This is a genomic window from Sinorhizobium terangae, assembly GCF_029714365.1.
Classification (GTDB): domain Bacteria; phylum Pseudomonadota; class Alphaproteobacteria; order Rhizobiales; family Rhizobiaceae; genus Sinorhizobium; species Sinorhizobium terangae.
The window spans coordinates 3,573,254-3,594,064 of record NZ_CP121659.1 but is presented as its reverse complement, the minus strand read 5'-3'; the positions used below and the strand labels follow the sequence as shown (position 1 = coordinate 3,594,064).

The 20,811-nt window shown below is 63.3% G+C and carries 15 protein-coding genes; 8 read left to right on the top strand and 7 right to left on the bottom strand.

Features of this window, described 5'->3' with window-relative positions:
* Positions 1–202 precede the first annotated feature (202 nt).
* The 7 genes from ahcY to trxA all read left to right on the top strand — a co-directional run bounded on the left by ahcY (position 203) and on the right by trxA (position 13,896).
* Positions 203–1,603: an adenosylhomocysteinase gene (gene ahcY, locus QA637_RS16900; protein WP_153440570.1), complete on the top strand. Its 1,401-nt coding sequence runs from the start codon at positions 203–205 to the stop codon at positions 1,601–1,603.
* Positions 1,604–1,945: 342 nt separating this feature from the next.
* Positions 1,946–4,429 (top strand): PAS domain-containing sensor histidine kinase, encoded by a 2,484-nt coding sequence (locus QA637_RS16895; RefSeq protein WP_153440571.1) that lies wholly within the window; start codon positions 1,946–1,948, stop codon positions 4,427–4,429.
* Complete coding sequence (gene tsaE / locus QA637_RS16890; protein WP_283062406.1) at positions 4,429–5,937, top strand: tRNA (adenosine(37)-N6)-threonylcarbamoyltransferase complex ATPase subunit type 1 TsaE; 1,509 nt, start codon at positions 4,429–4,431, stop codon at positions 5,935–5,937. The genes QA637_RS16895 and tsaE overlap by 1 nt, the downstream gene beginning before the upstream one ends.
* A gap of 9 nt (positions 5,938–5,946) precedes the next feature.
* Positions 5,947–6,678, top strand: a complete 732-nt coding sequence (locus tag QA637_RS16885) for a nucleotidyltransferase family protein (RefSeq protein WP_153440573.1) — start codon at positions 5,947–5,949, stop codon at positions 6,676–6,678.
* Position 6,679: 1 nt separating this feature from the next.
* Positions 6,680–9,856 (top strand): double-strand break repair protein AddB, encoded by a 3,177-nt coding sequence (gene addB / locus QA637_RS16880; RefSeq protein ID WP_153440574.1) that lies wholly within the window; start codon positions 6,680–6,682, stop codon positions 9,854–9,856.
* A complete protein-coding gene (gene addA / locus QA637_RS16875; protein ID WP_283062404.1) occupies positions 9,846–13,412 on the top strand; it encodes a double-strand break repair helicase AddA in 3,567 nt (1,188 codons plus the stop codon). Before addB ends, addA begins: the two co-directional genes overlap by 11 nt.
* A gap of 160 nt (positions 13,413–13,572) precedes the next feature.
* Positions 13,573–13,896 carry a thioredoxin gene (gene trxA, locus QA637_RS16870; protein WP_153440576.1) on the top strand — a complete coding sequence of 108 codons (324 nt, stop codon included), beginning with the start codon at positions 13,573–13,575 and terminating at the stop codon, positions 13,894–13,896.
* 84 nt (positions 13,897–13,980) lie between these two features.
* Here the strand turns inward: trxA and QA637_RS16865 are convergent, their stop codons facing one another.
* From QA637_RS16865 to QA637_RS16845, 5 genes are all read right to left on the bottom strand, one after another.
* Positions 13,981–15,324: a bifunctional folylpolyglutamate synthase/dihydrofolate synthase gene (locus QA637_RS16865; protein WP_283062401.1), complete on the bottom strand. Its 1,344-nt coding sequence runs from the start codon at positions 15,322–15,324 to the stop codon at positions 13,981–13,983.
* A 63-nt stretch (positions 15,325–15,387) separates the two neighbouring features.
* Positions 15,388–16,302 carry an acetyl-CoA carboxylase, carboxyltransferase subunit beta gene (gene accD / locus QA637_RS16860; protein WP_184108621.1) on the bottom strand — a complete coding sequence of 305 codons (915 nt, stop codon included), beginning with the start codon at positions 16,300–16,302 and terminating at the stop codon, positions 15,388–15,390.
* A 50-nt stretch (positions 16,303–16,352) separates the two neighbouring features.
* The gene (gene trpA / locus QA637_RS16855) at positions 16,353–17,192 is read right to left on the bottom strand and encodes a tryptophan synthase subunit alpha (RefSeq protein ID WP_153440578.1); all 840 of its coding nucleotides are present in this window, start codon (positions 17,190–17,192) and stop codon (positions 16,353–16,355) included.
* A gap of 5 nt (positions 17,193–17,197) precedes the next feature.
* Complete coding sequence (gene trpB, locus QA637_RS16850) at positions 17,198–18,418, bottom strand: tryptophan synthase subunit beta (protein WP_184108622.1); 1,221 nt, start codon at positions 18,416–18,418, stop codon at positions 17,198–17,200.
* On the bottom strand, positions 18,415–19,089 hold the full coding sequence (locus QA637_RS16845; protein ID WP_153440579.1) for a phosphoribosylanthranilate isomerase: 675 nt from the start codon (positions 19,087–19,089) through the stop codon (positions 18,415–18,417). The genes trpB and QA637_RS16845 overlap by 4 nt, the downstream gene beginning before the upstream one ends.
* A 131-nt stretch (positions 19,090–19,220) precedes the next feature.
* Between QA637_RS16845 and QA637_RS16840 the strand changes: the two genes are divergently transcribed.
* Complete coding sequence (locus tag QA637_RS16840; RefSeq protein ID WP_283062398.1) at positions 19,221–19,421, top strand: YqaE/Pmp3 family membrane protein; 201 nt, start codon at positions 19,221–19,223, stop codon at positions 19,419–19,421.
* Between the two features lie 50 nt (positions 19,422–19,471).
* On the opposite strand, the gene QA637_RS16835 is transcribed toward QA637_RS16840, so the two are convergent.
* The gene (locus tag QA637_RS16835; protein ID WP_153440581.1) at positions 19,472–20,227 is read right to left on the bottom strand and encodes a M48 family metallopeptidase; all 756 of its coding nucleotides are present in this window, start codon (positions 20,225–20,227) and stop codon (positions 19,472–19,474) included.
* A gap of 89 nt (positions 20,228–20,316) precedes the next feature.
* Positions 20,317–20,742 carry a DUF2852 domain-containing protein gene (locus QA637_RS16830; protein WP_153440582.1) on the bottom strand — a complete coding sequence of 142 codons (426 nt, stop codon included), beginning with the start codon at positions 20,740–20,742 and terminating at the stop codon, positions 20,317–20,319.
* Positions 20,743–20,811: the final 69 nt, after the last annotated feature.

Sequence of the window (20,811 nt, the reverse complement as noted above, 5' to 3'; positions counted from 1 at the left end):
TCGCGCGATCAGACCGAGGGTCACTTCCCGCGCATCGCCCGATATAAACATATAAAGACTTCTTTATATCGCGGTTGCCCTACCCGTCGATTCCTGATAGACCGTGGCCACTCTCCCCGCGATCCTGCGCGGGAGGCATTGTTATGCCGCCAGAAGGCCAAGGGGCCGGCGCGGCCGGAAGAGATCAGCCCTGGAGAACTCCATGACCGCAACTCAGGACTATATTGTCGCCGATATCGGGCTCGCCGATTTCGGTCGCAAGGAAATTGCCATCGCCGAAACGGAAATGCCGGGCCTGATGGCCTGCCGCGAGGAATTCGGTGCATCGAAGCCGCTGAAGGGCGCGCGCATCACCGGCTCGCTGCATATGACCATCCAGACCGCCGTGCTGATCGAGACGCTGGTTGCGCTCGGTGCCGAGGTTCGCTGGGCGTCGTGCAACATCTTCTCGACCCAGGATCACGCTGCTGCCGCCATCGCAGCAAGCGGTGTTCCGGTCTTCGCCGTCAAGGGCGAAACGCTTGAGGAATACTGGACCTATACCGACAAGATCTTCCAGTGGGCCGACGGCGGCCTCTCGAACATGATTCTCGACGATGGCGGGGACGCCACCATGTACATCCTGCTCGGCGCACGCGCCGAAGCCGGCGAGAACGTGCTTTCGAACCCGGGTTCGGAAGAGGAGGAAATCCTCTTTGCACAGATCAAGAAGCGTCTCGCCGCCTCCCCGGGCTGGTTCACCAAGCAGCGCGACGCCATCAAGGGCGTCACCGAAGAAACGACCACCGGCGTCAACCGCCTCTACCAGCTCCAGGCCAAGGGTCTGCTTCCCTTCCCGGCGATCAACGTCAACGACAGCGTCACGAAGTCGAAGTTCGACAACAAGTACGGCTGCAAGGAATCGCTCGTCGACGGCATCCGCCGCGGCACCGACGTGATGATGGCCGGCAAGGTCGCCGTCGTTTGCGGATATGGCGACGTCGGCAAGGGCTCGGCTGCCTCGCTGAAGGGCGCGGGCGCCCGCGTAAAGGTCACCGAAGTCGACCCGATCTGCGCGCTGCAGGCCGCCATGGACGGCTACGAAGTGGTCCAGCTCGAGGACGTCGTTTCGACCGCCGATATCTTCATCACGACGACCGGCAACAAGGACGTCATCCGCATGGACCACATGCGCGAGATGAAGGACATGGCGATTGTCGGCAACATCGGCCACTTCGACAACGAAATCCAGGTTTCGGCGCTGCGCAACCTCAAATGGACCAACATCAAGCCGCAGGTAGACATGATCGAGTTCCCGAAGGGCAACCGCATGATCCTGCTTTCGGAAGGCCGCCTGCTCAATCTCGGCAACGCCACCGGCCATCCGTCTTTCGTTATGTCGGCCTCCTTCTCCAACCAGGTGCTGGCGCAGATCGAGCTCTTCACCAAGGGCGGTAACTACAAGAACGAGGTCTACGTGCTGCCGAAGCAGCTCGATGAGAAGGTCGCCCGCCTGCATCTCGCAAAGCTCGGTGCCAAGCTGACCGAGCTCTCGGAAGAGCAGGCCGCCTATATCGGCGTGAAGCCGCAGGGTCCGTTCAAGGCCGAACACTACCGGTACTAATCGTTAGCCGGACAATCCACAAGATGTTGTGGCCGCGATCTTGACAGGAGATCGCGGCCTCTTTTTTGAGCCGCGCACTTTCCGGCGATTCGTCAAACAAGTATGCTTAAGTCATTGATTCGTGACGCTACTGCAGCGTCCTTCGCGCGTCTCAAAAGACGCGCAGCGCTGGAGGGCGGACCTTCGAGTGTCACGGATGGGGATGTCTTGTCGGACATGCGGCAAACAGACGGAGACAGACCGGGGATGCAATCGCAACTGACGCAAACCCCTTTCAGGGGTTTCGGTGCATGGCGGCGTAAGGTCGGCGGCAACTTCCGGACAAACGGGGACGGCGGCGCCATGGAAACTGAACGATCGACGCTTTTCGGCGGGGACCTTGGGGCGCCTACACTGGTGCGGCGGTTGCTCGCAAGCACCGTGTTCTTCGCGGCGACCGACGCAGCGGCCCAGGCGTCGACGCCCGTGGCCAAGGCCATATTCGGCTCCTCCGAAGTCGTCACCTTTTCCGTGCTGATCGGCGTTATTTCCGCCGCCATGATTTCTGCCATCTGGCTCATCCGCCAGCGCGGCAATATCGAGGCCGAGAACCGCGAACTGAGGTCCGGACTTTCCGATGCAAACCAGCGGATTTCCCGTTTCCAGGCCCTCATCGCCGACAAGAACCGGCGCATCGTGATCTGGGACGGTCTGGCCGAACGCCCCGAGTTCCTCGGACAGCTTCCCGTCGAAACCGGCGCTCCGCAGGACGACCGCACTTTTCTCGCCTTCGGACGCTGGCTCAAGGCGCCATCAGCCAGCCAGCTCGAGAAGGCGATCGAGACATTGCGCGCGCAGGCGCAAAGCTTCGACCTCGTGCTCGAAACGCAGCGCAACGAGGTGCTGGAAGCCCAGGGCCGCGTTTCCGGCGGACGGGCATTCGTGCGTTTCATCGCGCTCAACAATCTCCGCGCCGAACTTGCCGAGCTGAAACTGGAACGCGATCGTCTGCACGCATCGCTGTCGACCTTCCGCACGCTGCTCGACGCCATCGACCTGCCTGTCTGGCAACGGACCGCCGACGGCAAGCTCGAATGGGTCAACGAAGCCTATGCCGAGGCAGTCGAGACACAGAGCACGAGCCTCGCCGTCGCCGAAGGGCGCGAATTGCTTTCGACTGCGGCGCGCGAAAAAATCCGCGCCGTTTCAACCCTTGAAACGCCTTTCAGCGACAAAGTTTCGACAGTGGTCAAGGGCAATCGCACTTTCTTTGATGTCGTCGACGCCCGCAGCCCGGTCGGCTCGGCCGGCATCGCCATCGACGTCTCCGGCACCGAGGCCGTGCGCGAGGAGCTTGCCCGCACCTTGAAGAGCCATGCGGAGACGCTCGACCATCTGGCCACGCCCGTAGCGATCTTCGACGGCAATCAGCGCCTGCAGTTCTACAACCAGGCGTTCCAGCGGCTCTGGAACCTCGACATGGGCTTCCTCGAGCGCAAGCCCGACAACGGGGAGGTGCTCGACCGGCTGCGGGCCGGCGGCAAGCTTCCCGAACAGCTCAACTGGAAACAATGGAAGGCCAATGCGCTGTCCGTCTATCAGGCGCTCGATACGCAATCCGACCTCTGGCACCTGCCGAACGGCCAGACGCTCCGCGTCTTCGCCACCGCCCGGCCGCAGGGCGGCGCAACCTGGGTCTTCGAGAACCTGACCGAGAAGGTCGATCTTGAAACCCGTTACAATACCCTGCTCCAGGTCCAGGGCGAAACGATCGACCATCTCGCCGAAGGGGTCGCGGTGTTCGGGCCAGATGGCCGCATCCGGCTTTCCAACCCGGCCTTCCGGGCGATCTGGGGCATCAGCGAGGCGGAGGCCAAGCCCGGTACGCATATTCGCGCCGTCGAACAGGCGTGCCTGCCATCCTACGACCAGCCGGATGGCTGGAAGCGGTTTGCCCATATCATCACCAGCTTCGACGACGAACGGCCGTCGAGCCGCGGCATTCTGGAGTTGCGCACCGGCCTGATCCTCGATTACGCCGTGATCCCGCTGCCGAACGCCCAGACGATGCTGACCTTCGTCAACATCACCGACAGCGTCAGGGTCGAGCGCGCCCTGACCGAGAAAAACGAGGCGCTGCGTAAGGCTGACGCCCTGAAAAACGATTTCGTTCATCACGTCTCCTATGAATTGCGCTCGCCGCTCACAAACATCATCGGCTTCGCCGATCTCCTGAAGACGCCCGCTTTCGGCGAGCTTAACGAGCGCCAGGCGGAATATGTCGACCATATCGCGACGTCCTCGTCGCTGCTGCTGACGATCGTCAACGATATCCTCGACCTGGCGACCGTCGACGCGGGCATCGTCGAGCTCGACATGTCCGAGGTGAACCTCGTCGATTTCCTCGACGACGTCGCGCATCAAATGGCCGACAGGCTTGTCGAAAGCGGCGTCGCCTTGCGGGTGGATGCGCCCGACAACCTCGGCCGCATGGTCGCGGACCAGCAGCGGCTGAAGCAGATCTTCATCAAGCTTCTCACCAACGCTGCCAACTTTGCGCCCGATGGCAGCACCATCGATCTCAAGTGCCGGCGTGAAGGCAGCGATTTCGTCTTCTCCGTCAGCGATTCCGGCCCCGGAATCCCGCAGGATGTACTGAACACCGTCTTCAACCGCTTCGAAAGCTACGGCCAGCACGGCGGCGCCGGTCTCGGACTGTCGATCGTGGAGAGCTTCGTCAGCCTGCACCACGGCACCGTTTCGATCCGCAGCAAGGAAGGCGAAGGCACCGAGGTCACCTGCCGCATTCCGTCGTCCGAAATGCCGAAGATCATCGCGGCCGAATAATGAAGCATCTGCAACGGTTTCTGAAGGACGAGGCCGCCACCATCGAGCTTGGCGAAGACCTGGCGCTGGCGCTGAAGGCCGGCGATTGCGTCGCCCTGTCCGGCGATCTCGGCGCGGGAAAATCGACCTTCGCGCGCGCCCTGCTGCGGGCGATCGCCGACGACGAGACGCTCGAAGTGCCGAGTCCCACCTTCACACTCGTGCAAAACTACGACCTGCGCATCCCCGTCGCGCATTTTGACCTCTATCGCCTCGCCGACGCTTCGGAACTCGACGAACTCGGCTTCGACGAGGCCCTTTCCGACGGAATCTGTCTCGTCGAATGGCCGGAGAAGGCTGAGGAAGCGCTTCCTTCCGAACGCATCACGCTCACCTTCACACATGAGGGCGATGGACGCCGGCTTGCGATCTCCGCGCCCGATATTTCATTCGAGCGAATCTCCCGCTCGCTGGCGGTCCGCAGCTTCCTCTCGCAAAGCGGCTACGCGACGGCCCAGCGCCGGCATTTGAGCGGTGACGCGTCGATCAGGGCCTATGAACGGATTGAAACTGACGGTGAGCCGGCGAAGATTCTCATGGATGCGCCGAGGCATAAGCCGGGCCCCATTCTCCAGGACGGAAAATATTACCAGCAGCTCGCGCATCTCGCCGAGGACGTCGTTCCATTCGTCGCGATCTCCGAACTGCTGCGCGGACGCGGCTTCGCCGCGCCGGCGATTTATGCCCGCGACCTCGACAAGGGCATCCTGCTGATCGAGGATCTGGGCTCCGAGGGCATTCTCGACGCGGAGGGAAGACCGGTCGCCGAGCGCTATCTCGAAAGCGTACGCGTGCTCGCCCGCCTTCATGGCGAGCCGCCGAAGCGCGAGATTGCCATTGGCGATGGCCTCATCCACCGCGTTCCCGATTTCGATCGCACGGCGATCAAGATCGAGACGAGCCTGCTGATCGACTGGTACCTGCCATGGAAGCGCGGCGAAGGGGCCTCCGACAGCGAGCGCAAAGAATACTTCGCCATCTGGGACCAGCTCATCGACGTTCTCGAATCGGCCGAAAAGAACCTGCTGCTGCGCGATTTTCACTCGCCGAACATTCTCTGGCGCGCGGAGCGTAAAGGGCTCGACCGCGTCGGCATCATCGATTTCCAGGACGCGATGATCGGCCCGACCGCCTATGATGTCGCATCGCTCACGCAGGATGCGCGCGTGACCATCGGCGAGGATCTTGCCGACCGGCTGATCAATGCCTATCTCGCCGAGCGCAAGGCCTCCGGTCCATTTGACGCGACAAGCTTTCTTCGCGATTGGCACCTGATGTCGGCGCAACGCAACTGCAAGCTCGCCGGCATCTGGGTCCGGCTGATGCAGCGTGACGGCAAGCCGGGTTATATGAAACACATGCCCCGCACCTTCGCTTATCTGAACCGTGCGCTCGGCCATGAGGTGCTGACACCCTTGCGCGATTGGTGCATTAAGGCTGGAATCCTGGCTAGCGAATCAGCCAACTGACAGGAAATCATGCCCATCACCAATGCCATGGTGCTTGCGGCCGGACTGGGCACCCGCCTTCGGCCAATCACCGATACACTGCCGAAGCCACTCGTCCGGATCGCCGGCAAGCCAATGATCGACTACGTGCTGGACATCCTGGCGGCCGCCGGCGTGACCAAGGCGGCGGTGAACGTTCATCACTTTGCCGACCAGATGGAAGAGCATCTCCGTCGCCGTGAGACGCCGCATATCCTGATTTCGGACGAGCGCGGCGCCTTGATGAATTCCGGCGGCGGGCTTGCCAAGGGGCTGAAGCTGCTGGACGACGGGCCGCTGATCGTCATGAATGCCGATCTCTTCTGGATCGGCGAGGAGGCGGGAAAGCCGAGCAATCTTCAAAGGCTTGCCGATTTCTTCGATCCGCAGAAGATGGACATGGCACTCCTCTGCGTGCGCCTCGAGGATACGACCGGGCACAACGGCAAGAAGGATTTTTCGCTCGCCGAGGACGGCAGGCTCGCGCGCTACGAGGACGGCATGGACAGTCCCGTCGTTTATGCCGGCGCGATCGCCATGGAGTCGCGCCTCTTTGCCGATGCGCCGAGCGATGCCTTCAACCTCAACATCTATTTCGATCGCGCGATCGCCAGAGGACGCCTCTTCGGGCTGATGCTCGACGGCCACTGGATGACCGTCGGCACACCGGAAGCGATCGGTGAAGCCGAGGCGGTCGTAAAGCGCTTCCAGCCGGGAGGATAGCTTGCCCGGCCACGCCTCGAACGTCTTCACGATCCCCACTGGTCTGCCCTTCCTCAGGACCTTGGCGCAAAAGCTCTGCGACGGCGGGCTGGTTCCGGATTTCAAGTACGATCCAGCAGACCCGCTGATGCTTGCCGGCGTGACGATCTTCGTTCCCACGCGACGGTCGGCGCGCGTGCTTCGCTCGGAGTTCGTCGATCTGCTTGGTGGCCGCTCGGCAATCCTGCCGACGATCCGGGCGCTCGGCGAGACGGACGACGACAGCGGCTTTTTCGACGCCGAAGTGCCAGCGATCCTCGATCTCGCCCCACCTCTATCCGGCACCGCGCGCCTGATCGAGCTCGGCCGGCTTATTCTCGCCTGGCGCAACCAGCTGCCTCAGGCGGTTCTCGATATCCATGGCGAAAGTCCGCTGATCGCGCCGGCGAGTCCCGCCGATGCCATCTGGCTCGCGCGCAATCTCGCCGACCTGATCGACGCCGTGGAAACCGAGGAACTCGACTGGGAGGCGCTCGACGAGCTCGACGCCGGCGAACATGCGCTCTGGTGGCAGTTGACGCTGGCCTTCCTGAAGATCGCCCGCACCTACTGGCCGGAGCGGCTGGACGAGCTCAAGCAATCCTCTCCTTCGCGCCACCGCAACGCCGTTCTGCAGGCGGAAACACAGCGCATCGCCGCAGGCAAGCTGAGCGGGCCGATCATCATCGCCGGCTCGACCGGGTCGATCCCCGTGACGGCCGCGCTTATTGCAGCCGTGAGCAGGCTGCCGAACGGCACTATCGTTCTGCCGGGCCTCGATCAGACGATGAGCGATACGGAATGGGAGCTGATCGTCGGCGATGCTTCGACTGGCTTCACAAGAGATCCGGCAAGCCGCAGCCACCCGCAATACGGCTTCTACCGCCTGCTGAAACGCATGGGCATCGGGCGGCGTGATGTCCTGACACTCCAGCCGGCCGACGACTTCCTCGACTACCGCAGCATGGTTCTCTCGCGCGCCCTGCTTCCGGCAAAGGCGACCGACAGCTGGACCCGCGCGCGTGACGATTTCGATCAGGCGAAACTTCTCTCGGCCTTCGCAGACGTCGCGCTGATCGAGACGGCCAATGAACGGGAGGAGGCTACGGCCATTGCCATCGCACTCCGGCTCGCGCTTGCCGACAGCGATGAAAGCCAGGCGGCGTTGATCACCCCGGACCGCGGCCTTGCGCGGCGAGTCGGGGCGGAGCTTGCCCGCTTCGGCATCGAGGCCGACGATTCCGCCGGCACGCCGCTCTCCGCCACAGCCGCCGGCGCCATCGTCCGTTTGCTGCTGGAGGCGGCGTTGCGGCCGGGCGATCCCGTGCCGCTGGTCGCTCTCTTGAAGCACCCGCTCGCCCGCTTCGGCGGGGCGACCGAGGATGTCCGGCGCGCCGCCGATGCGCTGGAACTTCTGGCGCTGCGCGGCGGTACCAGCAATGCCGACATTTCGGCGCTTGTCCCCCTCGTCGAGCAGGCACTCGAAAAGCGAAAGCAGGATCGTCATCCGCCTCCGTGGCAGAGTCGCCTCAACGAGGAGGACATAACCGCCGCCCGCATGCTTGCCGAACGCATTGCGTTGGCCGCCGAACCCTTGACGAGCGCGTCCGCGATCGGCATCGACGGCCGGCTTCGGTCCAAGGTGCTCACCCTTGCCGACTGGGCGGAGCGAACGGGCCGCGCACTGGAAGCCGTCTGCGTCGACGAGCGTGGCAGCCTTGGCGACCTCTGGTCGACGGAAGCCGGCGAAGCATTGGCAACGCTTCTCAAAGGCATCATCGAGACCGAAGGTCAAATGAGCGCCGACGGGCCGCAATGGTGCGACATCGTCGAAGCGCTCGCGGCGAGCGAAGCGGTCAAGCCGCGATCGATGCGGCATCCCCGCGTCTTCATTTTCGGGGCGCTGGAATCGCGCCTGCAAAGCATGGATCTCGTGGTGCTCGGCGGCATGAACGAGGGTACCTGGCCGGGACAGACGTCAAACGATCCCTTCCTGTCACGAACGATGAAATCCGGAATCGGCCTTGAGCCGCCGGAACGGCGTATCGGTCAGCTTGCCCACGATTTCCAGATGGCCTGTGGCACGCGTCGGTTGATCCTTTCGCGCTCAATGCGCCAGGGTTCGGCGCCAACGGTCGCTTCGAGGTGGCTGCAGCGCCTGCAGGCACTCGGCGGCGAAGGCCTGACGCGACTCATCAAGTCCAACGGCGCGGATTATCTGCACTGGGCGCGCATTCTCGATGAAGGCGAAACCCAGCCGCTCGCCACAAGACCGGAACCGAAGCCGCCCGCAGAACTGCAGCCGCGCAAATATTCCTTCAGCGAAGTCACCCGCCTCCGCCGTGATCCCTATGCCGTCTACGCGCGGCGGATCCTGCGGCTGCAGCCGATCGACCCGTTCAATCGTGATCCGGGGGCGGCCGAGCGTGGAACGCTCTACCATCGAATCGTCGATCGCTTCGTCAGGGGGGGCTTCGATCCGGCCTCGCCCGAGGCCGAAGCGGTGATGACCAGGTTACTCAACCAGGCTTTCGACGAGGAAGGGCTTCCGCCGCATATCGACACGATCTGGCGTCCGCGTTTTGCCGCCGTCGGAAGGGCGTTCCTTAAATGGGAGCGCGAACGCCGGAAGAGCATCACGAAATCTTTCACCGAGGTTCCGGCATCCATGGATATCGGCCTTGCGGATATCCGGCTGACCGGCGTCGCCGATCGCCTTGATCGGCGCCCCGACGGCACCATCGACATCATCGACTACAAGACCGGCTCCAGCCCCTCGCCCAGGGAAGCGCGCAGTCTGCTCGATCCGCAGCTTTCGCTCGAGGCCGCCGCGCTCAAGGCGGGAGCCTTCGGCGCGACGGGACGCGCCGAGCCGAATGCGCTTCTCTACGTCCGCCTGAAACCCGGCAGCCGCTTCAGCGTCGATCCCGTCAACAACGAGGGCGGTAGGCAAAAAGAAACGAAATCCGCCGACCAGCTGGCGGAAGAAGCGCTTATCGAGCTGAGAAAGCTGCTCGCGGCTCTGATGAGCGGCAGGCACGGTTTCGCATCACGCCTGATTGTTCAGAAGGAGCGCGACTACGGAGGCGAATACGATCATCTGGCGCGGGTCGCCGAGTGGGCGACAGCCGAAGGCGAGGATGATGCCGATGAGGGATGACGCTTTCGGACCTCGGGAAACGACCCCCAGGGCTTGGCTCGACTGGACGACGGAGCGGCAATCGCTTGCTTCCGATCCGGCGCGCTCGGCCTGGGTTTCCGCCAACGCCGGATCGGGCAAGACGCATGTCCTGACGCAGCGCGTCATCCGCTTGCTGCTCGCCGGCTGCCGCCCTTCCGCGATCCTGTGTCTCACCTATACGAAGGCCGCCGCTTCGGAAATGTCGAACCGGGTGTTCGAGCGCCTGGCCGAATGGGCGACGCTTGACGACACCACCCTTGAGAAACGCATCGAAGCGATCGAAGGCGTCCGGCCCTCGGCCGTGAAAATCCAGGAGGCACGGCGGTTGTTCGCCGCCGCCCTTGAGACGCCCGGCGGCCTGAAGATCCAGACGATCCACGCCTTCTGCGAAGCGCTGCTGCATCAGTTTCCGCTCGAAGCCAATGTCGCCGGGCATTTTTCCGTGCTCGACGACAGCGCCGCCGCCGTCCTGCTCGCCGATGCCCGGCGCGCGTTGCTGGCGGCCACGGCGGGCGACGACAGAGAGCTAGCCGACGCCTTCGCCACGGTTCTCGATCTCGCCGACGATACCGGTCTTGAACGGCTGCTGGCGACGATCGTCGCCAACCGTACGCCTATCCAAGCCTTTCTCGATCGCGCCTCGGCACGGGGCGGACTGGACACGCACCTGCGCGCAGCGCTCGCGATTGCGCCGGGCGAGTCCACCGAAAGCGTGCTCGGTAAGGTCTGGCCACTGGCCGGGCTGAATGGGGCGGTCCTGGAGCAATATCTCGACCTCGCAGCACGCAAGGGCGGCGCCAAGCCTTCCGAGTTTGCGGAAGGCTTGAAGGCGGTCGCAAGGCTCAGCGATCCCGAGGAACGCTACCGAAGCCTGCTTGGGCTCTTCTTCAACGGCGGGGGCAAGCCGAGGGCCGACTCGACCTTTCTCAATGCGGCGATGCGGCGCGAGGCGCCTGAGCTCGCACCTCTGGTAGAACAGGCGCGCGATCATGTCGTGGCGTACGTGGATCGGCTCAGCATCGTCCGGATGTACGAGGCGACACGTGCCGCTCTCACCCTCGCTGAAAGGCTCAACCGCGATTACGAGGAAATCAAGAAGGCGCGCAGCCAACTCGACTTCGAGGATCTGATCAACCGCACGGCAGCGCTTCTCTCGCGCGGCGATGTCGGCGCCTGGGTCCACTACAAGCTCGACCAGGGCATCGACCATATTCTCGTCGACGAGGCACAGGACACGAGCCCTGCGCAATGGACGATCATCCAGGCGCTTGCCGCCGATTTCTTCGCCGGCGAGACGGCGAGAGCCGACGAGCGGACGATCTTCGCAGTCGGCGACGAGAAGCAGTCGATCTATTCGTTCCAGGGTGCGCGGCCGGAGCGCTTCTCCCGCGAGAGCATCGTGACGGAGCGGCGGGTACGCGCTGGCGGAAAATACTTCAGCCCGATCCGCCTGCAGCTTTCCTTCCGGTCGACGATCGACGTCCTGTCGGCCGTCGACACGGTCTTTGCCAACAAGGGAAATGCCAAGGGGCTCAGCGCGAAGGACGAGGCGATCGTCCATGCCTCGAACCGGATCGGGCACCCCGGCGCGGTCGACATATGGGACGTGATTGCGCCCGAACCGGTGCCTGCGGAAGAGGAGTGGACAGCAGCGTTCGATGCGACGCCCGAGCGCGCGCCGGCCAACATTCTGGCTCGACGCATCGCCTCGGTTCTCGAGGACTGGATCGGCAAGGAGACGGTCATCGAGAAGGGCGTTCGCCGACCGATGCGGCCGGGTGACGTCATCGTCCTTGTTCGCAAGCGTGACGCCTTCGTCAACGCTTTGACGCGGGCCCTGAAGCGCAGAAACAACATACCGGTGGCGGGTGCCGACCGCCTGGTATTGACCAGCCACATTGCGATCCAGGATCTGATGGCGCTCGGCCGCTTTGCGCTGCTGCCCGACGACGACCTTTCTCTCGCCGCGCTGTTGAAAAGCCCGCTCATCAATCTCGGTGAGGACGATCTTTTCGAGCTTGCGGCGGGAAGGGCGGAAACCGAGAGCCTCTGGCAGCGCCTGCAAAGCCTCGGCGTCGACGAGACGAGCCGATACCGCCCGGTCGCAGGCAGGCTCTCGCAATATTCCGATCTCGCCCGCCAGATGCTGCCGCACGACTTCTACGCCCGCATCCTCGGCGTTCTCGGCGGCAGGGCGGCTTTCCTCGCCCGGCTGGGCAGCGAAGTCAGCGACATTCTCGATGAATTCCTGACCTTTGCACTCGATCACGAAAGGGCCGGTTTGCCCGGGCTGCAGGCCTTCATCTCGACGCTCGAGATCGAAGCGCCGACGGTCAAGCGCGAACAGGACAAGGAGCGGGACGAAGTGCGCGTCATGACCGTGCACGCGGCAAAGGGCCTGGAGGCGCCGGTCGTCTTCCTCGTCGACGGCGGTGGCAAGGCCTTCAACAGCCAGCATGTTCCCGATCTCCGCCTTTTCGAAAAGCAACGGCCCGACGGTTCCACCGTCACCGTGCCTGTCTGGCGGGCGCCCGGCTCCGGAACGAATTCCCTGCTCAACGCCGACAATGCGCGCCTGAAGGCGCTGGCGGAAGAGGAATACCGACGTCTGCTCTATGTCGGCATGACGCGCGCCGCAGACCGGCTCGTCATTTGCGGCTATCGCGGGCAGAGGGAGAACACCGATACCTGGCACGCCATGGTCCAGGGGACGTTGGCGCAGGACCTTAAGGGACGCGGAACGCCGATGGTGTTCCGCGCGGGTGGTGAAGAATGGACGGGCCACGCGTGGCGCGAGACGCATCCCCATATCGACACCCCTGTTGCAGATGGCAATGAAGCCGAGGGAGAGCGCATGGTGCCGGGCCTGCCCGCCACGCTTTCCGCCCCGTTGCCGCCGCCGCGTCGGCTGCCGCGGCCGCTAACCCCATCGGGCACCGGCATTGTCTTCGACGAGCCGGACAGCGAATCGATCGTCGGATCGGCGCTCTTCGCGGAAAAGGCGGCGCCCAATCGCTCGCTGCTGCGTGGCGCGATCCTTCATCGCCTGCTGCAGGTTCTCCCGTCGGTCGATGCCGCTGAACGCCGCGCGGCGGCGGACCGCTATCTGCTGCGGTCGGTCCCACGCTGGTCCGAGCCGGAGCGCCGGGCTCTTGCCGATGCCGTGATGGATGTGCTGGACCACCCCGACCTCACGACGCTTTTTGCCGCGCACAGCCGGCCGGAAGTCTCCGTCATGGGAACGCTCACCCTCGGCGGGCGCGAGTTCGCGGTGTCGGGCCGCGTCGACCGACTATCCGTTTCCGGAGACATGGTGACGATTGCGGACTTCAAGACGAATCGCGAGGTGCCGAAGTCGCTCGCGGAGGTGCCGCCTGTCTACAGCACACAGCTTGCCATCTACAGGGAACTGCTCAAGCCGCTCTATCCGGGGCGACGCTTCCGTTGCGCGCTGATCTTCACCGAGGGACCGACGATCCAGGTGCTTCCCGACGCGATGCTGGACAGGAGCCTTGAAGAGCTCGCGACAAAGTGAGATACACGATATTGAAAATCCGGTGGCGACGCCTCACATGAGGCACAACATCTGGACATGCCGCGCCGGCCCGGTTCAACCCGCAAAGGCGCGGTAACATTTTTAAGTACCGCACGACCCAGGTCGTACGGTCGCCATTTCCGAAAGCAAGGAGCAGCAGATGGCCACTGTGAAAGTCGATACCTCCAATTTTCAGCAGGAAGTCCTGAACTCGGCCGAGCCGGTCGTCGTCGATTTCTGGGCGGAATGGTGCGGTCCGTGCAAGATGATCGCGCCGAGCCTTGAGGAAATCGCCACCGAGCTCGCCGGCAAGGTCAAGGTTGCCAAGCTCAACATCGACGAAAATCCCGAGCTTGCCGCTCAATACGGCGTGCGCTCGATCCCGACACTCGCAATGTTCAAGGCCGGCGAAGTGGCGGACATCAAGGTTGGCGCCGCTCCGAAGACCGCGCTGACTTCCTGGATTTCGACTGCCGCAGCCTGAAACGGCCAAGTCCCAGAACTCGAAAAGCCCGGCTCGCCGGGCTTTTTTCTTGCCGCCGGGAACGTGTTGTCCGCCAAATGCCGCCTACCGCGGCGGCGTGCCGTTTTCGGCGAGCACGTCGCCGACGAGATAAAGCGATCCGCCGATCAGGATGCGCGGCGGAACGGGATCCTCATCGACAAGCTCGGCAATGATCCCGAGCGCTTCCGCAACGGATGAAGTCGCGGTGGTCTCGAAGCCGACGGCGGCGGCATCCTCGGCCAGGGCTACCGGATCGAGGCCGGCATCGGACCCGTGGATCGGCACCGTGAAGACCTGTTCCGCAAGATCGAGGAAGGCCTTGAAATAGCCGACCGGGTCCTTAGTGTTGATCATGCCGATGATGAGGAACAGGGGCCGCGGCTCGCGCTCCTCGAAACTCGCCATCGCCTCGGCGATCACCTGGCCCGCACCCGGGTTGTGTCCGCCGTCGATCCAGATCTCGGCACCTGGAGGACCGTGATGCGAAAGCTTGCCGCCGGCAAGGCGCTGCAGACGCCCGGGCCATTCGACGCCAGCCAACCCCTTTTCGATGGCGGCCTCCGGAACCTCGAAACCGGCCGCCCTGACGGCGCGGATCGCCGCGGCGGCGTTGGCGTATTGGTGTCGACCGGGCAGCCGCGGCAGCGGCAGGTCCGCCAGTCCGCGTTCATCCTGAAAGACGAGCCGGCCAAACTCCTCATGCGCCATGAAGTCCTGTCCATAGACGGACATCGGGCAACCAAGGCGCTCGGCTGTCGACACGAGCACATCGCGCACGCCCTCCTCCTCCTGATGGCCAATCACCACCGGGCAGCCGCGCTTCATGATCCCGGCCTTTTCGGCGGCGATCAGTTCCACGCGATCGCCGAGATAGGACTGGTGATCGAGCGAAATCGGCATGATGACGGACACCGCCGGGCGCGCGATCACGTTCGTCGCATCGAACCGGCCGCCGAGACCGACCTCGATGATCGCAACGTCGGCAGGATGCTCGGCAAAGAGAAGGAAGGTCACGGCCGTCAGGATTTCGAAGACCGTGATCTCCTGGCCGGCATTGGCTTCCGCGACGCGCCGCACCGCTTCGGCAAGCACGCGATCGCCAGCCAGCGCGCCCTTGCCGCCCTTGACGCCGAGGCGATAGCGCTCGTGCCAGTTCACGAGATGCGGTGACGTGTGGACGTGGACGCTGAGACCCGCAGCCTCGAGGATAGCCCGCGAGAAGGCGGTGACAGAACCCTTTCCGTTGGTGCCGGCGACATGAATGACGGGCGGCAGCCGCTCCTCAGGGTTTCCGAGGGCCGCCAAAAGCCGGGTGATCCTGTCGAGCGACAGGTCGTACCCCTTGGGATGCAGGGCAAGAAGCTTCTCGATCTCCTGCGCCGCCTCGCTGACCTGTGTCGCCGTCATGTCCATCGCCTCGAAAAATCCGGGTGCCACACCAAGTCCACCGAAACCGAGCAGGCGCGACGTCTAGGCCCGCGCCGCGACCGGCAAGGCCGTCGCTTGCGATCCGCCCTCGCGCTTGGCAGCTTCGACCGGTTTCTTCATTAGAATCTTCAGCACACGTGCAAGGGTCGCCGGCAGGTCATGCCGCTTGACCACCATGTCGATCATGCCGTGCTCCAGCAGGTATTCGGACGTCTGGAAGCCTTCCGGCAGCTTCTCGCGCAGGGTCTGCTCGATCACCCGCTTTCCGGCGAAGCCGATTTCTGCGCCCGGCTCAGCCATGTGGATGTCACCGAGCATGGCGTAGGACGCTGTCACGCCACCCGTCGTCGGGTTGGTCAGGACTACGATGTAGGGAAGCCCTGCTTCCTTGAGCATGTTCACCGCCACGGTCGTGCGCGGAAGCTGCATCAGCGACAGGATACCTTCCTGCATGCGGGCGCCACCGGAGGCGGGAAAGATGACGAGTGGGCATTTTTCCGCAATGGCCCGCTCGAACGCCTTCACGATCGCCTCGCCGGCCGCCATGCCGAGCGATCCGCCAATGAAGTTGAACTCGTGGACGACGGCGACGAGCTTGACGCCCTGAACAAGGCCAAGACCTGCGACGATGGTATCCTCAAGCTCGGTCTTCGCGCGGCTGTCGCGCAAGCGATCGGTGTATTTCTTCGAATCGCGGAACTTGAGCGGGTCCTGCGCCACCTTCGGCTGCGGCAACGCTTCATAGATCCCGCCGTCGAAGAGATCCTTCAGTCGAGCCTTCGCCGGCATCTTCATGTGATGGCCGGACTGTGGAATGACCCACTTGTTCTCTTCGAGATCGCGATGAAATACCATCTCGCCCGTTTCAGGGCACTTGATCCAGAGATTTTCCGGAACTTCCCTGCGGCCCAGCATCGAATTGATCTTCGGCCGAACGTAGTTTGTGATCCAGTTCACTTATAAACTCCTGAAGATTTCCTTCGGGTTGTGCGCGTTAATCTGGGCGATTATTCGGCTGCAGCGAGCCTTGCCGCCCGCACACCAGCCGAGAGGCCCTTGACCAGCGCTTCGACACCCGGCACCGTCGCCTCGGTGGCACGTCCCTCCTCCGTAAGGCTGGAGGCGATCTGATTGACGATCGCGGTGCCGACGACGACACCATCGGCCGATGCGCCGATCGCCCGCGCGTGCTCAGCCGTCTTGACGCCGAAGCCGACACAGACGGGCAGCTCAGTGTGCGACTTGATCCGCTGAACGGCGCCCACAATCAGCGACGGATCCGGCAGAGCCGAACCGGTGATGCCGGTCATCGAGACGTAATATACGAAACCCGACGTGTTTTCGAGCACCTTCGGCAGGCGGCGGTCATCGGTCGTCGGCGTCGCCAGGCGAATGAAGTTGATATCCCTCTTCAGCGCGGGGATGCAGAGCTCGTCGTCCATCTCCGGCGGCAGGTCGACCACGATCAGGCCATCGATCCCCGCAGCCAGTGCGTCCGTCAGGAAACGATCGACGCCATAGATGTAGATAGGATTGTAATAGCCCATCAGCACGATGGGCGTGTGCTGGTCCTCTGCGCGGAAGAGGCGCGCAAGCTCAAGCGTCTTGGCAAGCGTCTGGCCGCCCTTCAGCGAGCGTTGCCCCGCGAGTTGGATCGCCGGCCCGTCGGCCATCGGATCGGAAAATGGCATGCCAAGCTCGATCACGTCGGCCCCTGCCTTGGGCAGCGCCTTCATGATCGCCAGCGACGTATCGAAATCCGGGTCGCCGCCCATGAAATAGGTGACGAGGACCGGACGACCCTCCGCCGCCACGTCGGCAAACCTTTTCTCCATGCGTGCGGTCATGATCGTTATTGCCCCATACCCAGAATTTTGCCGACCGTGAAAATGTCCTTGTCGCCGCGACCGGAAAGATTCATCAAGATGATCTCGTCCTTGCCCATCTTCGGCGCCCGCTTGATGACCTCAGCCAGCGCATGCGACGGTTCGAGCGCCGGAATGATGCCCTCAAGCTTTGTCAGGATCTGGAAGGCTTCAAGCGCCTCATGGTCCATGATCGGGACATATTCGACGCGGCCGATGTCGTTCAGCCACGCGTGCTCCGGACCGATGCCCGGATAATCGAGACCGGCCGAGATCGAATGGCCTTCCTTGATCTGGCCGTCGCCGTCCTGAAGCAGATAGGTGCGGTTGCCGTGCAAGACGCCCGGCGAGCCGGCTGTGATCGAGGCGCAATGCTCGTCACCTTCAAGGCCCTTGCCACCCGCCTCGACGCCGACAATCTTGACGCCTTCGTCGTCGAGGAACGGATGGAAGATGCCGATTGCGTTGGAGCCGCCACCGACCGCCGCGATAACGAGATCGGGAAGCCGGCCCTCCGCCGCGAGAATCTGTTCCTTGGCCTCCTGGCCGATAACCGACTGGAAGTCGCGCACCATTTCCGGATAGGGATGCGGGCCGGCGGCGGTGCCAATCAGATAATAGGTGCTGTCGACGTTCGTCACCCAGTCGCGCAGCGCCTCGTTCATCGCATCCTTGAGCGTGCCGTGACCGGCCGTAACCGGCTTCACCTCGGCCCCGAGGAGCTTCATGCGGAAGACGTTCGGCGCCTGACGCTCGACGTCGGTCGCGCCCATATAGACGACGCACGGCAGGCCGAAGCGGGCAGCGACGGTTGCGGAGGCAACGCCGTGCTGGCCCGCGCCGGTCTCGGCGATGATGCGCGTCTTGCCCATGCGCTTGGCGAGCAGGATCTGGCCGATGCAGTTGTTGATCTTGTGGGAGCCCGTGTGGTTCAGCTCCTCGCGCTTGAAATAGATTTTTGCGCCGCCGAGTTCGGCCGTCAGGCGCTCGGCGAAATAAAGCGGGCTCGGGCGACCGATGTAGTGCGCCCCAAGCTTTTCTAGTTCGGCCTTGAAGCTCGGATCCGACTTTGCCTTGTTCCATTCATCCTGAAGGTCGAGGATCAGCGGCATCAGCGTTTCGGCGACGAAACGGCCACCAAAGATACCGAAGCGGCCTTCCTCGTCGGGTCCGGCTCTGAAGGAGTTCAGTTTAGGCGCCTCGTTCACGTCTTGCTCCCTGCTCGTGCCCGCTCGTCGTCCGCCCGGCGAACGGCATCGAAAAATGCTTCCATGAGCTTCAAATCCTTGATGCCCGGCGCGCTCTCGACGCCGGAGGATGTGTCGATGGCCCGCGCGCCGGTCAGCGCAAGGGCCTCGCCGATGTTGCTTGCATTCAATCCACCGGAAAGCATGTAATCGACGCTGCCGTCAAGCGCATCGAGCAGCCGCCAGTCGAACGAAACGCCGTTGCCGCCCGGCAGGTCGGAGCCCGCCGGCGGCTTGGCGTCGAACAGGAAACGATCTGCAATGCCGACATAGGGTTCCATCCGGTCGAGATCGGATGCCTCGCGGATCGACAGGGCCTTCATGACGGGAAGGCCGTAGACCGCCTTGACCGTCAGCACGCGGTCCGGGCTTTCCGAGCCGTGAAGCTGCAGCATATCCGGCTTGAGAGCCGAAACGATCTCGTCGAGGTCGTCATTGTCGGCATCGACCGTAACTGCCACGATCTTCGCCCGCCCGCGAATACGGTCGGCAAGACGGCCGGCGTCGTCCGGTTCGATATTGCGCGGGCTTTTCGGAAAGAAGATGAACCCGGTGTGCGAGGCGCCCAGCGCGGCAGCGCGCTCCACTGCCTCGGCGGTCTTCAACCCGCATATTTTCACGTCAGTTTTCATGGGAAGCGACCTTGCACGAAATGTCGCCCGAGTCGAGCCAAAACGTTGCGTCGCCTTAACCGCGGCCGGCGCAACGTTGCGGGACGGCCAGCTTCTCACCATATGCATTATACCACAACGGAGAAGGAACCATGCGTCTGCTGATTGCTCTTATCTTGCCCTGGCTGCAGTTCTTCACGATCGGCCGGCCCTTTGCCGGCATCATCTGCCGCATTCTGCAGCTTACACTGATCGGCTGGATTCCGGCGGCGATCTGGTCGGTCTACGCGCTCAGCCAGTACAAGACGGACCAAAAGATCAAGGCAGCGCTCGACGCCCGATATCGCGCCTGACCCTTCGAAACAGCAGACGGAAACGGTGACGCCGCTCTCCTGGAATTACTTCAGCCAAAATCTATGGCGTGCAGCATCGTGCCGTTGCGCTTCAGCCAGTGCTTGGCGTCGCGCGTGTCGGGGCACAGTTTTTCGCAGAGCGCCCAGAAATCCGGGCCGTGGTTCATCTCCTGAAGATGGGCGACCTCGTGCGCCGCGAGATAGGCGATGACTTTTGGCGGCGCCATGGCAATCCGCCAGGAAAAGCTCAAGTCGCCATCGACGGAACAGGAGCCCCAGCGGCTGCGCGTGTCCTTGAGGCTCAAGGAACGCGCCCGGCGCCCTATCCTGCCGGTATAGACCGCCACGAGCCGTTCGAGATCGCTGCGCGCTTCCTTCTTCAAAAAGTCGGCAACCCGTCGGCGCAAATGTTCTTCGCCGCCGCTCACCCGCAAGATGCTCTCCTCGCCGAGCACTACGGCCTCGGTCAGGCCGCGGATCCGACCCGTTCGCTCGATGCGGTGGGCAACGCCGCGGATCAGGATCGAGCCGCCCTCCTCGAGTTCGCTTTCACCGGAAAACCGCGCCAGTTTGGTCATCAGCCAACCCTGATGACGGTTCAGAAAGGACTGGACTTCGCGCTCCGGCAGGCCTTCTGGCACGGTCAGCTTCAGCGCCCGGCCGCCCGGCTCGATACGAAGCGTCATGCGTGTTGCACGGGCGTTCTGTCGAATGGTCAGCGGCAGGAGCTTGCCGGCAACCTCGATATCGCGCGTAATATCGGCAGGGGTTCCATTGTGGCGGCGCCGCTTGAGAGAGGGAAACATGGCGCCTTTCTATCCGATTCGCGGATCATTCGCGACATAGGCATGCATATCCGGCGTTTCACATGAAACGCCGGATAGGTACTTTCGGTTCAGTTCGTCTCAGGACCGGCGGACGGCGAAGGGCCGCCGTTCTTGCGCTCGCGCATGAAGCGGTCGAACTCTTCCTGATCCTTGGCGCGGCGAAGTTCACGCACATAGGCGTCGAATTCCTCGCGCATTTCGTCCAGTTTGCGGCGCTCTTCGTCGAGGCGGGCAAGCTCCGCCTCGCGCCAGTCGTCAAACGCGACGTTGCCGGTGCGATGATGCGCCCAGTGCTGGCGATGGTTGCGCCGGAAGCCGGCGCACATGCGATCCACACTGCCGTTGGCGTCCCTCTTGAACGCCCTCAGCTTTTCGCCGAAGAGGATATAAGCGAGCATTGCCAGGCCAAGCGGCCAGAACACAACGAAGCCGAGCACCATCAATGCAATGGTCGCGGGCGTCCAGTCCGGACGGATCAATGCAGATTGGTTCATCTTCACGATTCCTCGCAATCAGCGGGCCGCGACAATCGCGACCCGATGAAAACGATGTGGGAAAGGCCC